Genomic DNA, 14,649 nt, shown 5'->3' with positions numbered 1-14,649 from the left:
GCTTTAATGAAATATGCAAGGGGTCTTAACATGCATCACATTGCAAAAAAATTAGCTCTCGTTTTATCCTCACCCCTCGTTATCAAAAGCTATTTGATAACTTTCACTGTGTCCCCACTGTCTTCAGCTCTAAAATTTTTCCTGTCAATTCACACCGTCCCACCTGCGCGCCCCTTTTCCATTTAATCAAAGTAACTCGGCTAGTCGGACTTAATTAATAAAGTCTGGCTCTAGTAGCATCTTTTATACATTTGGATGACTACCCACCTTTTCGCCTTACAAATCATTAGATTTGGAGAGCTTATTATGGACAAACAACACAATCAGATGGCCATTAGTCCTGCCGCTAACTTTCAGGCATCCATGACAGACTACCTGAGATTGCTTGCTATGCGGACAATCTCAATTACACGATTCACCAACCCGGCTACCACTCCCCGACGATGCTACGCGTAGCGCATCTCATTAAAACCTAGTGCTATTTGAAGAGTTTCCTAAATGCGTTGCGCGTTTCCTTCACCCAATAAAGCTGTGTCTTACTAAAAAGAATAAATAATTGCGGAGGCTCAAATGTATACCTTGGACAATGAAGATCGCGAAGAAAGCCCTAATGAAATTTATGGAAAGAATATCGCCTTAACCACTATGTTGGACTTGCTTTTATTAGACGAAATTAATACTAAAAATTATGAATTCATCCGCCTGCAAACCTTAATCAAATCCAAGCACGCCAAGTTACCCTCGGACGTTATAGTGGCAATTGACCAAACGTTCTCAGCTTATAAGCTCGCTATCCAAAAATGGCGTCCTTAGCGACTTAAACGCCATGGCGATGAAAGAGGATCAATCTATTAACTTAAACTTTACTTTTTCTGGACAATGAAACGAAAAAAGGAGTTACGTTTTCACGTAACTCCTTGATTCTTTGGTGGGCCTCCCCGGAGTCGAACCGGGCACCAACGGATTATGAGTTTTGCCTCACAAATGCCATTAGGCATAAATACTCATCATTTCAATCCGTTAGATATTCAGTGTCCTCTTAAGCCATCATTCCTTTGCTTTACGGTCGACACTTTTTTGACTGTCCGAAAAAGCAACACTTCAACAACATCACTGTTTCTCCCCTTGCACCAAATCAGAGCATAAAAATCATGCAGACACACTAACCTCATTTATTACAACAACTTAATTTCTTATATTGGCTCAATAAAACTAGGTACGGTATTTGCCATAAATAGTGTTCATTCGTGTAAGGAGTATAGGTATGCCGAAGATTGCAAAATCTGCTTTATTAGTTTCTTTACTGGCTTTGAGCACTACATTTGCACAAGCTGCACCTATTCTATACGGCGCACCAATTTCAAATGAAGATGCCAAGAAAGTCGGTAGTGCAGCAGCGGCGGCGGCTAAGAAGAGAAACATCCCTGTTGTAGTTGCTGTCGTTGATAGCACAGGCACGCTAGCCTATTTTGAAAAGCTTGATGGTACGCAGATATCAAGTGCTGATACCGGCATTGGAAAGGCGCGTACAGCCAATAACTGGAAGCGTCCTAGCAAGGATTTGGAGGATGTGGTCGTCAAGAATCACAGAACAGCCCTCCTAAACCTTCCAAACATTGTGCCAGTTCAGGGTGGCTTACCAATTGTCCGCGATGGAAAAATCATTGGGGCAATCGGTGCAAGTGGTGGCACCGGGCAGGAAGATGAAGAAATCTCACAAGCTGGAATAGATGCATTGAATAAATAAAATAGAAGTGGAGAGGGTTGATCTGTCTGCATCAAACAAATCACCCTCTAAGCAATCCACTCACCAACAGCACCTCATAGCTTTTTACTTCGCTTATACCCAACCCAATGCATTGGGTCTCGTTTACTACGACTGCACTTCTGTTCTGTTAATAAGCATTACTTCTAACAGAAATTTAATTTTCAATAACATGAAAATCTTCTTTCGATAGCTGACCCACTAAGCCAAACCAATGCGGCAGGGAATAGCCATATAACAACTGCAATAGCATAAATTGAAATCGTTACCCCCTCCATTTTCCCCACTTGAAAAAGTAAGGCTCCTAAAAAGAATTCACATATTACGATTGCAAATGCATTTCCATGCTCACGTAAATGTCTGTATGACTCGATCATATTAGACTTACTGTCACGTGCTTTTGATAAAGCCTTATAAAAATTGTATACCTCTGAATTTCTGGAAATTGTTTTATAAACCAATAGTATCTGGTATTCGATCAATATAGATACTACAAAAAAGCATGTAATAAATTCCAAATAAGATGATTGATATTTACACTTTAAAATTAACTCCCCAGCAGCTATAGAAACCATTATTGGAAATATAAGAAACTTAATAATATTTAACCATTTATCACAATTTTTGTATTCGTTTAAAACATCGTTTAATCGAAAATCATTCATATTAAAAAACATTCTAGCTGAATGCATAACAAGTATTGGAGTGCTAGCTATATAGCAAAATACCAAACCATACATTGCAAGAAATATTAGTTTTATCGTATCAAGATTGGCTAACTCTTTTAGATTACCATCCGGAGAGTCCGTTATTGAGTCCAACAAAAGAAGCCGACCAACTACCTCCGGATATTCCAAACATAAAAAATAAAATAAAAAAGCACCAATAATCGTTCCCATTGAGTACCGTAAAATATATAACTCCCACCATCTGTTGTCGCCCATTCTTTCCTCCCCATGCTTCCTATAAAGCAAAAAATAATTAATTTATTTACATACTTCACTTTTTATTTCTTTCAAATTTACTTTTACTGACTCTTTTACTGACTTTTTACCTTCCTCATTATTATTATTATTATATAAAAGATAGTCGACATTCATTGCTCCCACAAGGCTTGATATAGATGCATATAGAAGTAAAAGTGAAAATATAAAAACCACTAACCAGTTCTTAAGAAAACAATGACCTGTAGTATTCGCAATACCCGTCGGATAAAACTCTTTCGTTTTCAGAAGAATTTGACTAAAGATATAACGCATCCTCAGCATTACAAATATCAATCCAAAATTTGTAGCGGCAGCTAAAATCAATACTCCCATTACTACCGTTTTATTCGGATTTAATTGGGCGATCCCAAACCACAACCCTCCCGTGAGGGTCATTGCGATCAAAGGCACCTGCCACATCAAACCATTAAGAGAGCGTAGATGCTCAGAGTTTTGCTCAAAACACACCCTCTTTTTCTCGAATTTACGCAGTTTTTTAGCTTCCGCCTTTGCAAACTCCTGCTCCTCAGTAAGAATCATAACGCCCCTCTAATAACACCTTGTTTTATCTATAAAAAAATAAAAATATCTTGTCTTTATTTATTTTTCGCTTCCAGTTATAATAATTTTAGCTTCCAACTCGACTCTATATCATGGCTGAAAGTGGCTACTCTCATACGTTTCCTGCCATCCGCGGAGTACAAGCGGGACAGGTTTTCTACGTCGCAATGTGTCCTCTTAAAATTGTTCCGAAGATTTTTATCTTTAATGAACATGAAGTTCCTCCCGAGCTTAGGGCGCAAAGGTCGTTAAACAAGGCAAGAATTCCAGAGATTGCCTCATATCTGCTGGAAAATCCAGACAACTACATACTTTCAGCATTGACCTCGTCTATTGATGCTACCGATGTAGACTTTCAGCCTTACGAAAAAACAGGGCACCAGGGAAACATGGGGGTTTTAAGCATCCCCATGGATGCAAGAATCCTCATTAACGATGGGCAACATCGTAGAGCAGCAATAGAACAAGCATTAAAAGAAAACCCAGTGATTGGTCACGATAATGTTCCTGTCTTGTTTTTTATTGATGCAGGCTTAATTCGTAGCCAGCAAATGTTTGCGGACTTAAACAAATATGCGGTGCGGCCTGGCCAATCATTAGGGACTCTATACGATCATCGAGACCCAACCTCAGAGCTAGCCAGACATATCGCTATGCATTGCACAGCCTTTCAAGGCCTAGTTGAAATGGAGAAATCCAACATTTCAAATAGATCGGTAAAGCTGTTTACCCTCAGTGGCATTAAACATGCGTCACGAGCATTATTAAAAAAAACCAATAGTGCAAAAGTATCTGAAGAGGAAAGAGAACTAGCTCTCGAGTTTTGGGAAACTGTTGCCGCACAGCTCCCAGATTGGAAGCGAGCAAAAGAGAGAACCGTTGCCGCTAGTGAATTACGAGAAAATTACATCCATGCTTATGGCATTGCATTGCATGCTTTGGCTATTGCTGGCGCGGAACTGATAAAGGCTCACCCTGAGGACTGGAAATCTAGAATCCAAAAGATATCGCAAATTGACTGGTCTCGTTCAAACTCTCAATTATGGGAAGGTCGAGCTATGAACCACGGAAGAATAAGTAAAGCCAGGGTGAATGTGCTTCTCACCTCAAATTTAATCAAGCAACACCTTGAACTACCTCTCAAACCTGAAGAATGGGAACTTGAGAGCGAAAGAAAAAATGAACGTAGTAACTGATATTTCATTAGTTGATTTTCCCTTACACGCAGAAATTGCAGGGAGATCAATCCAAAGCTATATAGAGGAAATCCATACACTCTACAAAGCAGACAACCGTCCTTGGGTGATTGGATATAGCGGTGGTAAAGACTCGACCGCGATTCTGCAATTGGTCTATTTATCCCTGATCGCCTTACCTCCAGCCGAAAGGCAAAAGCCGGTATTTGTTGTCTCTTCAGATACATTGGTTGAAACGCCAGTAGTTGTAGGCCTAATTACAGGCACTCTCGAACGCATCCAACAAGGTGCAGATCGGCATGGCCTAAACCTTCACACCCAACAAGTTGTGCCAAAAACTCAAGAAACTTTCTGGGTAAACCTTATCGGTAAAGGGTATCCAGCACCTACTCGTAATTTTCGATGGTGCACTGAGCGGATGAAAATTAATCCTGTAAGTGAATTTATTCTCAGTAGAGTGGCGGAATATGGCGAAGTCATTGTAGTTTTGGGTTCACGCCTTGCAGAGAGTAGCTCTCGTGCCCAAGTCATGAAAAAACACAAAATTGAAGGCAAGCGCTTATCAAAACATGTGTCTTTGCCTAGTGCCTATGTATACACCCCCATTGAAGACTGGACCGCAGATGACGTCTGGGAATTTCTATTCACCGGGTCCGCACCGTGGGGTGGAAACCACCAGACGCTATTCGATCTATACAAAGATTCAAATGCTGGCGAATGCCCTTTAGTTATTGATACAAGCACTCCTTCTTGTGGAAACTCGCGCTTCGGCTGCTGGGTATGCACCGTAGTAACAAAAGATAAAGCAATGGATGGGCTGATTGAAAGTGGTCATACCTGGATGGTTCCACTTCAAGAGTTTCGTAATCAACTACACCATACAACCCTTCCTGAAAACAAAAGTGAATATCGCAACGTCAAACGCCGTACAGGAAAAGTAACAAGCACCGGGATGGATGATGATTTTAAAGTGATTCCAGGTCCCTACTGGATGAGCTATAGAAAAGAACTTCTGACCAACCTCCTTAAAGCTCAAAAGGAAGTAGTAAAACAAGACCCGACATTACAGCTCATTACACACGAAGAGCTTGAGGCTATCCGTATAGCATGGCTACATGACCCCAATGAGCCAGACTGGGAGGATAGTTTGCCAAGGATCTATCAAGAAGTAATGGGAACAGATAAAAACTGGGTTGAAAGTGATGCGGGCGCGTTTACAAAACTAGACGCCGACCTACTAATGGAATTAGAAGCAACACACAATGTGCCTGCCGCATTAGTGATGAAGTTAATTGAACTGGAACTGTCTCTAGATGGATTAAGTAAAAGATCAGCAATATTTGATCGTATAGGTCAAATACTTAACCAGGACTGGGGTAACTTAGAAAACATTTTGGCTGATCAACGAATTACCAACAAGAAGCATGACTCTCTTGATAATGAAGAGCAAGTGTTAAAAAGGCAGCATGAAGAATATGAAAGACTAAAAACAGATGTTGCTTAAGTCACTTACTCTCACCAACTTTGGTTTGTTCCGTGGGGAGCAAACCATCTCGCTTCATTCAGAAGGTGATACTCATCGTCATGCTCCCATCATCTTGTTTGGTGGTTTGAATGGCGCGGGTAAGACAACTTTACTCACAGCCATTCGATTGGCGATTTATGGAAAGCAAGCAGCCGGCAATAATATAGGTGTAAAAGCCTATGAAGATTTTCTCACCTCAAAAATTTATAGAGATGTGAAATCAGCGATAAATCCTACTCATGCCGCTATATCGCTCGAGTTCGCCTATTTCAAATTAGGTAAACAAATTAACTATAAAATCACCAGATCCTGGCAAACCATTAAGAATAAATGCCAAGAATCACTGGTTCTGCTTCAAGATAGCCAACCAATACCAGAGTTCACCCAAGAGCAATGTCAGGCATTCTTAAATGAACTGATTCCACTAGGGGTTTCAGAGCTTTTCTTTTTTGATGGCGAAAAAATTGCGAGCCTCGCAGATGAAGGTGGTGATGTTGCATTGCGAGAAGCGATTCAGAAACTACTGGGATTAGACATTGTTGAAAGACTTCAAAATGACCTTTCGATATATAACAAACGCCAAAAATATACAACGCTCCCCAGTGAAACTATAAAACTGCTTGGAACTTATCAAAATGAGTATCAAAAGTTAAAAGCCCTGATTGCAGAGGAAGACTCTTCCGCTCAGCAAATTGCACCTGAGATCGCCACACAAAGAGCCCTATTAGCCCGGCGTGAAAATAACCTTGCCTCAAAAGGAGGCGCTTGGGCTGTATCCAGGCAATCACTTAATAAACTAATGGAAAAATTGAACCAGGAGCGGAATCAAGTTGAAGCGGAGATACGTGAGCACTTAAGCACTGTATATCCGTTAAGCTTAGCTCCAAAATTACTGTGTGAAATAAAAGCACAACTTTCACAAGAGCGTGAATTAAAAGAATGGGAAAGTGTTTCATCTGTTTTGAATCAGCGCATAGAGAAACTATACTCTGCCCTTGCGCCTCATATCCCAGAGGAAAAGAAGAAAGTAGCACTTCATGATATTAGTAACATCTTCACAGATATCGTGTCACGCCCCTCTTCCCTTTCTAATACAAGAATCGTTCATGACCTTTCCAATAAAGATTATGCTCAACTTGAGCAGTGGATCGGAGAAGCACTATCAAGTAGCAAGACGTATGGAGAAAAACTCTACTCACAGATTGATAAGATTGAGACCGAAATTCACAACATTGGCCTACAACTTCACAGAGCTCCCGATCAGGACTCAGTAAAGGAAGAATTTCAGGCAATTAAACAAACCATGCATTTTCTTGCGCAATTGATTGCACGCCGTAACGTACATTTAGAAAAAGCGCGTAACTACACTTGGCAAGCAATTGAACAGGTTCGCAAGATCAAAAAAGCTGAAGAATCTCTTTTGGCAACTACCGATCAGGACAAACGACTAAACCTTGCAGAAAAAACAAGAAATCTACTTGCTGATTTTTCAATAGAAATGACAAAACGGAAGATTGCCAAGCTGGAGCAAGTGTTCTCACAGACCTTTTCACGCCTAATGAGAAAACAACACACCCTAATCAAAACAACCATTGACCCACATACTTTTGAGGTCACTTTACTGGGTGAGGCTGGCAAGAACATCCCGAAGAAAGATCTTTCCGCTGGCGAAAAACAAATCTACGCAATCGCCATGCTAGAAGCCCTTGCTATTACCTCTGGTCGGAAGCTGCCAATTATTATTGATACACCCTTAGGCCGATTGGATAGCCAACATCGTGAAAAGATAGTGCATCACTATTTCCCATCAGCTAGCCACCAAGTAATTATCTTGTCTACAGACACCGAGATTGATAATGGCTTCTATGATGATCTGTCGGAACATATTGGAAGATCTTATCGCATTCATTATGATGAGGATAAGGCAGCATCAACGATCCAGCCAGATTACTTCTGGGAGAAAATCAACAAGGAAGCGATCCGTCATGCTTCCTAACCGTATACACATCTCCGCCAGAGCTACCGACTTACTCAAGCAAGTAAAAACTAGAACTGGCGTCACTCCCAATATCCTATGCAGAATTGCATTGATGCTTTCGTTAGAAGAAAAGCACCAAGCTGATACCAACATCACAGATCTGAATGGTCAAGAATTCAACCTGACCACCTTATTTGGCGAAACTGCTGAGCTGTATCAAAGTGCCCTACGTCAAGCACACGGCAATGCTTCGGCTAAAGAGGCTCAACTTCTATTTGCAGCTCACATTGACCATGGTGTCGATAAACTAAGACACGTTAGAAGCCTATCCGACTTACTGAAATTGCAGCCTAAATAAATGAATTGCCCATTTTGTACTCCCGAGAAAATCTTATTTTCTAACCAGCATGCATATGCCCGATACGATGGTTTTCCAGTCTCTGAAGGACACATACTGATCATTCCCTTTCGTCATGTGGAGAATTACTTTGACCTTACTCAAGAGGAACAGCAGGACATCCTCAGCCTATTAAACCAAGCCAAAGCGCACTTGGACAGAACGTTCGAACCTGATGGATATAACGTAGGTATCAATGTAGGCCAACCTGCTGGTCAAACCATCATGCATGTACATTGCCATCTGATCCCTCGCTATATTGGAGACATTCCAGATCCAAGAGGTGGTATACGTGCAGTGATTCCAGATAAGAAATCATACTAACGAGCATGTTTACTGTTATTACAGAAAATGACATCTCCCAATGGGAAGACGAAACTGGAAAAATCTATCATTTTCCCAAAAGATACCTAAAGCTTCTGCAACCAGGTACAAAAGTCATTTACTACAAAGGGCGCATACAAAGCAAAGCCTTCTCAGCCAGTCGCCTATCAGCAGAACCCCATTACTTTGGCATTGCTACTATTGGCGACCATTACCCTGATGAACAAAGCACAAAAGGCGACTTATTTGCCTTTATCAACGATTATCAGCTTTTTGAAACACCGGTTTTAATCAAAGACAACAGCAATCAATATTTTGAAGAGATACCAAAAGAAAAGCAGAGTAATTATTGGAGAAATGGCACTAGAAGCATTTCTGAAGAGACTTACAAACGCATACTAAGTAAGGCAACTGTACTACCGACCACCAATCTATCAGAAACAATAGACCAACAATTCTTCCAAACCTATATTGAAGGTGAAAAGAAAAAAATCTTCACCACCATATACGAAAGAGATCCCAATCTACGCAAACAAGCCATCCTCATCCATGGCAGCTCATGTCTTGCGTGCGGCTTCAACTTTGAAAAAACTTATGGTGAATATGGAAAAGGCTTCATCCATATCCACCATATCAACCCGATCTCAACAACCGGCGGCCCTACAAAGGTCAATCCAGCAACAGACCTAATCCCTCTCTGCGCCAACTGCCATGCGATCGCTCACAGAAAAAAACACTACTGCCTGAGTCTTGATGATTTAAAACAACTAATCAAGAATTAACTTGGCACATTTTCCTGAATACTTTGCAACAATTCATTAAGCGTCACTCGATGTTTATTATCCCTAGCATCCTCACCTACTAACCTTAATAGATATGTTTCTGTTATAGACTCTTTAGCGGTTAGCATTTTACTTTCAATAGGATTCCAAACTATATAATGCCAATCCTCGCTAGCTAGATTCATATTCACTGTTGCTAAAAGAGTAACCGCTTCATCAAGAGTTCTACCCCTGCTGATTAAAACCTCAACTGCCTTAGCAAAACCACGCTGCCCCATTGGGCGAAATAATAGATGATTTTTATTACCCTCTCTATAATCTGATGCCGTTTCACTTTCATCGACAAATACAGATTTAAATGGAGGAACATTTTCTAATAAAAGATCAAAAAATCTACTACAAAAATTCAAATGATTTTGAATTTCCTCATCAGAGGGGCGTTCATTATCAAATTTTGATTGCTCTTTCTTCGGGTATAAATCCTGCACAATTTTATATAGACCTACAACACTGCTAATGGACTTCTTATCTCGAGCTGGTATTGCGCCACCGCTAGAATAAGAAATATATTTTTTTCTATCATCAAATAACCAGTGGTTATCAATCAAATTGCGAACAACAATAGCAAATCCACTATCTTCATCCAATGCGATTCTGGCAGCAAGGTCTACTCTTTTAGCTTTTTTATTCACAGTTGTAAATAGCCGTCGCGTTCTTTGCTTTCCCTCCTCTGATAATGGATCATGAGAAACAAAAATGGCACTTACATGATCGTAATCAAAATTATCTAAAAGATCAGTTTCTTCAATCGCTTTTTTAATACCAGCTACTCGATGTTGCCCATCTATGGGAAAAAGACTCTCACTTCCCGTTAAATTAAGGAGTCCCAACTTTCCCTCAATGCTTACTTTCTGTTCCTCGGGAACATTATCATGAGCTTCCGTGAATTTAACATTTAACGGAGCCCAATCAGGGCTTCCCCCATAGACTCCAATGATTAGTGAACCTAAAAATCGTTGATTACTTTCTTTAATATACTCAGAGATTTCTGCCGAATGTTTCTCAATAGCCACTCGCTGAATCCAAGTAGAAAGCCCTTTTCTTTCATGAATTTCATCTGGATCTTTGATTAACTTCGCAACTTCCGAGAAGCTTAATGTAGTGACATAAAAAATCCAATCACCTACCGCTGATCGAATAGCTGGTAATAAAGTCGACGTACTCATTAAAATGCCCTCATAAATGGACTAACTTCTGCGTCATATTGTGTATTAAAGTAAGGACGAAATGCGTTAATCATTTCATTCTCTAATATCTCGGCTTCAGTTACACTATCTGTAATTGTGTAATAGTATTTCAAGTGACCATTCCACTGATTTATCATTCTCCAGACTAACGGTCTAGCTGTAGTTATTAATGTTTTGGACAACTCATCTATATATGCTTTTATTCTATCGAATAAACTTGTTGCTTTACCGACATAAAACAAACCAGAAGCTTTCTCAAATCCAAATAAACCAGGCTCCACCACAAATACATAAACTCCTGGAGCCTTAGGAATTACCTGCCGATCCACTGGAGGAAAAATCTCCTCTAACCATGCTCTATTAGTATTATTAGCACTTCCCCATGCAGATGGAAAAAACATCATTTCCACACAATGGGCTTTCATTGCAGCTAAATCCACTAAGAAATTGTTGCTTATTGGAGGTTGCTGATTATTTGTATTAGGCATTCATCGTCGCTCATGTAGTTATATTTTTAATTTATAAACTATCAAATAATTCATCTATCCCTGCCACTTTTTCCCGAACTACTGAGTATAAGTTATGCAATATTGCCGAATACTCTAATGGTGATTCCCACACCACATTGTCATCATCATCTACAACACATAGTCCTATTTTTTCAGTCCACGTGTAGTCTTGATCATCAATATAATGTTTCCTTCTAGCCTCATATATCCCTATTTTCTTTTTCTTAAATACTGTTTGTAGAAACAAGGGAACAACTTGATCCGTTGCTTGAACAAGTCCATTTGGAGGTTTTCTCAAATTCCAATTTAAATTATTTTCTAATGTTTCACGAAGTAAGGTTGTTACTAATTGTGTGGTTTTAGCCTCAATACTCATTTATCAATCCCAGTGAGAGTCTTTCATTAACAAATTTAAGCTAACAATCAATTCACTCATTTCCTCGTATATTTTCCAATAATATTCTTTATCAAAACCTGATAAGTCTAGTTTTGAAATAAAGTATTTTTTTGGATTTAATAATTTCAAAATATTTTGAGCAGTCTTTTTTTCGCCAGAAGGTAGTTTTTTCTCTAAGTTCCGCAATATTGCTTTCACCTCCAGAAGATTTAACTTAATTTTGCTATTATCTATATTTTCTTCTCTAAGAAGGGATAACAACTTTTGATACCTCACATTGAGATCATTATTAATTTCAGGAAGTCTTGCCTTCCTAATAAATGACTTTTTAACATATGAAATTTCACGCGTAAGATAGAGTGTTATTAAAACCCCAAGAGTACTTACAAAATTTCCGTAATTTAACCAGTCCATATATTTTTAATAATTTCTAGGTAAAAACATTAAATCAAGTCACATTAAACCAAGATTTAGACTCAAATTTAAAAAGCCAATAAATAATAAAAACATCTACACCTGCAATTAAATATCCAACAATCGTTGACCATTTTGGCTGCTCCATGTCCTCTGGACCGCCGATCCAGGCCAAAATGCTAAATACAAACAATATTAAGAATACGAACCTAGCCGCGTTACTGCCATTTGAGACTTTGTAGGGAATGATGCATGTAAGTGCATATATGATGAGATAGAACAGAAACATACCGTCAGTCAATTGACCTGTAAGCCTGTCTATTAAAGCTGCAACTGCTGATAGTGCAATAGTGACCCAAAGCGCTATAACTGCTTTTCTAACTGAATCTGGCATATCCCCTCCCTTAAGTAGATGCCGATTGCTTCTTATTCTTAAACCATCTTATCTTTACTTCTCGAGCGATTAACTCGCCTTTTTCTGATCTTCCAATTCCCGGGCCAAAGCTTCTAGCTCCGGGTTTCTCTGCTTAGCACTCGTATCATCTGTTAAGAGGTATGCAGCATATTCTGGCCATTGCTGTGCGATGGACATCAGTATCCCTGCCTTAGGCTCTCTCCTATTCAATTCAGCGCCAATGAGTGTGTCCTTTGGTATGCCTGTCACCTGACTGAATTCAGCCCTGCCCATTCCAAGGGACTCTCGTACTTTTCTTATTTTCTCGCCTACCGGTGTTGACATATTTGTACAGTTGAACTATTGTTCAATTGACTGTTGTTCAAAAGTACAACAGTGATTCCTAATGAAATGTAAAGGGGCCTAACGCGATTATGGACAGTCCAGTAGACACAAGTCAAATGCCATCAGTACCTGTGATGTCTCGCAGAAAATTTGCCGAGCTGGTTGGAGTGACAGAAGACACTGTTACGGGGTGGATTAATCGCGGGTATTTACCTGTAGTAGAGATTGGTAAATACCGTTTGGTGAACCTGGCCCTCTTAAGCAAGCACGCTTTAGATCAAGAGTTTTCACTCTAATGGCTTCCATCAAAAAACGTCCGATCTTGCATGCTGATGCTCATGTATTGGCACGTGCTCGTTTAACACCTGACGACCTGAACAAGATCAATGCTGGTCTTAAAGACAGCATCAACGCTATGGATGCGGCAGTGGCGGCGGCGTTCCCGGCGCCAGCCGGTGGCGCTGCCGCCCTTGGCACCCCCATAGGTAATACGGGGGGAAAGTCCATAAATCTGGTACTTGAGGGCGGAAAGATTAAGGAAGTACTACCCCGTAAGCATTATTCATCCAAGGTCTGTTTTATTGATTGGCTGAATTTCACGGTACATGAAGACACATTCCAGGTACTTGAAGGTGCTGTTACCGATCAGGAAGTGATTATGTCTGTATCCATGGCCTGTGAATCCCTGTTCGGGTTCGGTATCACTTCCAAGCGGGATAAGGGGGCGAACTTCTATACCACCTCTTACATCCTGGGTGAGAACTACGGTTTGGTCTGCTATGGCGGTCAACGTAACACCGTGATGATCTCCCTCTCCGGTGAAGGCTGTGCTGCTGCCAGGGGTGGGTGGGAAAGGCGGTGCTTTGATTTTCTGGACTCAGCGCAATCCCCAAAGATTACCCGGATTGACCTCACCCATGACGATATTGAAGGCAGGCTCTTTACGCCTGAATCCTTAGAGGAAGCTTACGAAAATGGAGGGTTTAACTGTGGGGGGCGTAATCCTGATATCGAGCTGCGCGGTAACTGGAAAAGTCCTAATGGTAAGGGGCGAACAATCAACATTGGCAATCGCTCAAATGGGAAGTTTTTCCGAGGCTATGAAAAAGGCAAACAGCTTGGTGACAAGAATTCGCCTTGGATGCGGCTTGAAGTCGAATTCAAGTCAGTTGACCGAGTTATACCGTTTGAAATACTTAAATTCCCACACGAGTATTTTGCAGCGGCTTATCCCCTACTCGGCAGTTTCTCTCAAACTGTCGAACGAATAGCGACGATAAAAAAAACCGTCGAAGTCTCTTATGACCGTACCAAAAAATGGCTCAAACGCCAGTGTGGTGCGGCTATCAACCTCATGCTTAACGTCGAGGGTAGTGCAGAAAAAGTCCTCGAGTTAATCAAACGTGAGGGCAAGCTGCCTAAAGGCGTGCTCCCTCCATCGTTCCGTCATGTCGATTCCAGCATGCACCACTCCCCGCTAGATCACATGCCAGTCGTTTTATCTTTTATCCATGAAGGGGTTTAACCATGCAATTCAAAACTAAAGCTACAGTCCTGGGCGCTCGTCATTTCAACGATGTGGTGGATGGTACTAAACACGACTTCACCAAGATTCATATCGTGATGCCGGTATCAACCAATTCTGGTGCTGAGGTGGGTTTCAATGCCCAGACCGTCAATTTTGGCACTGCTGCCGAGTTTGAAAAAATCAAAGCACTGCCATTCCCGGTTGAAGCTGAGCTAGATCTTGAAATGACCACCAAGGGCATTGTCTGCCATGGCTTCAAGAACATTGGCAAAGCTGAACTCAAAGTAGCGGCATAAACATC

Annotated in this window: 17 protein-coding genes; 10 read left to right on the top strand and 7 right to left on the bottom strand. The window is 40.7% G+C overall.

The window, feature by feature from the left end; translation table 11 throughout:
- Positions 1–570: 570 nt before the first annotated feature.
- Both LG201_RS13135 and LG201_RS13130 read left to right on the top strand, forming a co-directional pair.
- Positions 571–813: a hypothetical protein gene (locus tag LG201_RS13135; protein ID WP_226772657.1), complete on the top strand. Its 243-nt coding sequence runs from the start codon at positions 571–573 to the stop codon at positions 811–813.
- A gap of 451 nt (positions 814–1,264) precedes the next feature.
- Positions 1,265–1,747 carry a GlcG/HbpS family heme-binding protein gene (locus LG201_RS13130; protein WP_226772656.1) on the top strand — a complete coding sequence of 161 codons (483 nt, stop codon included), beginning with the start codon at positions 1,265–1,267 and terminating at the stop codon, positions 1,745–1,747.
- 182 nt (positions 1,748–1,929) lie between these two features.
- Here LG201_RS13130 and LG201_RS13125 read toward each other — a convergent pair whose 3' ends face one another.
- Both LG201_RS13125 and LG201_RS13120 read right to left on the bottom strand, forming a co-directional pair.
- Complete coding sequence (locus LG201_RS13125) at positions 1,930–2,664, bottom strand: hypothetical protein (RefSeq protein ID WP_226772655.1); 735 nt, start codon at positions 2,662–2,664, stop codon at positions 1,930–1,932.
- Between the two features lie 87 nt (positions 2,665–2,751).
- On the bottom strand, positions 2,752–3,291 hold the full coding sequence (locus LG201_RS13120; RefSeq protein WP_226772654.1) for a hypothetical protein: 540 nt from the start codon (positions 3,289–3,291) through the stop codon (positions 2,752–2,754).
- 113 nt (positions 3,292–3,404) lie between these two features.
- Between LG201_RS13120 and dndB the strand changes: the two genes are divergently transcribed.
- The 6 genes from dndB to LG201_RS13090 are packed head-to-tail and all read left to right on the top strand — an operon-like array spanning position 3,405 to position 9,514.
- Positions 3,405–4,508, top strand: a complete 1,104-nt coding sequence (gene dndB, locus LG201_RS13115; RefSeq protein ID WP_226772653.1) for a DNA sulfur modification protein DndB — start codon at positions 3,405–3,407, stop codon at positions 4,506–4,508.
- The gene (gene dndC, locus LG201_RS13110) at positions 4,474–6,012 is read left to right on the top strand and encodes a DNA phosphorothioation system sulfurtransferase DndC (protein WP_226772652.1); all 1,539 of its coding nucleotides are present in this window, start codon (positions 4,474–4,476) and stop codon (positions 6,010–6,012) included. Before dndB ends, dndC begins: the two co-directional genes overlap by 35 nt.
- Positions 6,002–8,029: a DNA sulfur modification protein DndD gene (dndD, locus tag LG201_RS13105; protein ID WP_226772651.1), complete on the top strand. Its 2,028-nt coding sequence runs from the start codon at positions 6,002–6,004 to the stop codon at positions 8,027–8,029. The genes dndC and dndD overlap by 11 nt, the downstream gene beginning before the upstream one ends.
- Positions 8,019–8,369: a DNA sulfur modification protein DndE gene (dndE, locus tag LG201_RS13100; protein WP_226772650.1), complete on the top strand. Its 351-nt coding sequence runs from the start codon at positions 8,019–8,021 to the stop codon at positions 8,367–8,369. Before dndD ends, dndE begins: the two co-directional genes overlap by 11 nt.
- Positions 8,370–8,732 carry an HIT family protein gene (locus LG201_RS13095; protein ID WP_226772649.1) on the top strand — a complete coding sequence of 121 codons (363 nt, stop codon included), beginning with the start codon at positions 8,370–8,372 and terminating at the stop codon, positions 8,730–8,732.
- Positions 8,733–8,737: 5 nt separating this feature from the next.
- Positions 8,738–9,514, top strand: coding sequence for an HNH endonuclease (locus LG201_RS13090; protein WP_226772648.1), 777 nt, complete (start codon positions 8,738–8,740; stop codon positions 9,512–9,514).
- Here LG201_RS13090 and LG201_RS13085 read toward each other — a convergent pair.
- The 5 genes from LG201_RS13085 to LG201_RS13065 are packed head-to-tail and all read right to left on the bottom strand — an operon-like array spanning position 9,511 to position 12,475.
- Positions 9,511–10,740 (bottom strand): DNA sulfur modification protein DndB, encoded by a 1,230-nt coding sequence (locus LG201_RS13085; protein ID WP_226772647.1) that lies wholly within the window; start codon positions 10,738–10,740, stop codon positions 9,511–9,513. The two genes, LG201_RS13090 and LG201_RS13085, sit on opposite strands and share 4 nt — an antisense overlap.
- The gene (locus tag LG201_RS13080; RefSeq protein ID WP_226772646.1) at positions 10,740–11,249 is read right to left on the bottom strand and encodes a nucleotide excision repair endonuclease; all 510 of its coding nucleotides are present in this window, start codon (positions 11,247–11,249) and stop codon (positions 10,740–10,742) included. The genes LG201_RS13085 and LG201_RS13080 overlap by 1 nt, the downstream gene beginning before the upstream one ends.
- A 31-nt stretch (positions 11,250–11,280) precedes the next feature.
- Entirely contained in the window at positions 11,281–11,646 is a 366-nt protein-coding gene (locus LG201_RS13075; protein WP_226772645.1) for a hypothetical protein, read from the bottom strand.
- A gap of 3 nt (positions 11,647–11,649) precedes the next feature.
- Complete coding sequence (locus LG201_RS13070) at positions 11,650–12,081, bottom strand: hypothetical protein (protein WP_226772644.1); 432 nt, start codon at positions 12,079–12,081, stop codon at positions 11,650–11,652.
- Between the two features lie 34 nt (positions 12,082–12,115).
- Positions 12,116–12,475, bottom strand: coding sequence for a hypothetical protein (locus LG201_RS13065; protein WP_226772643.1), 360 nt, complete (start codon positions 12,473–12,475; stop codon positions 12,116–12,118).
- A 640-nt stretch (positions 12,476–13,115) separates the two neighbouring features.
- Between LG201_RS13065 and LG201_RS13060 the strand changes: the two genes are divergently transcribed.
- On the top strand, positions 13,116–14,345 hold the full coding sequence (locus LG201_RS13060) for a replication initiation factor domain-containing protein (protein WP_226772642.1): 1,230 nt from the start codon (positions 13,116–13,118) through the stop codon (positions 14,343–14,345).
- A 2-nt stretch (positions 14,346–14,347) separates the two neighbouring features.
- Positions 14,348–14,644 (top strand): hypothetical protein, encoded by a 297-nt coding sequence (locus LG201_RS13055; RefSeq protein WP_226772641.1) that lies wholly within the window; start codon positions 14,348–14,350, stop codon positions 14,642–14,644.
- The last annotated feature ends 5 nt before the right edge of the window (positions 14,645–14,649 follow it).

The sequence above is a fragment of the Methylobacillus gramineus genome, assembly GCF_020532675.1.
GTDB lineage: Bacteria > Pseudomonadota > Gammaproteobacteria > Burkholderiales > Methylophilaceae > Methylobacillus > Methylobacillus gramineus.
Note: the sequence above shows the minus strand (reverse complement) of the source record. Positions and strands in the feature narration are given on the sequence as shown.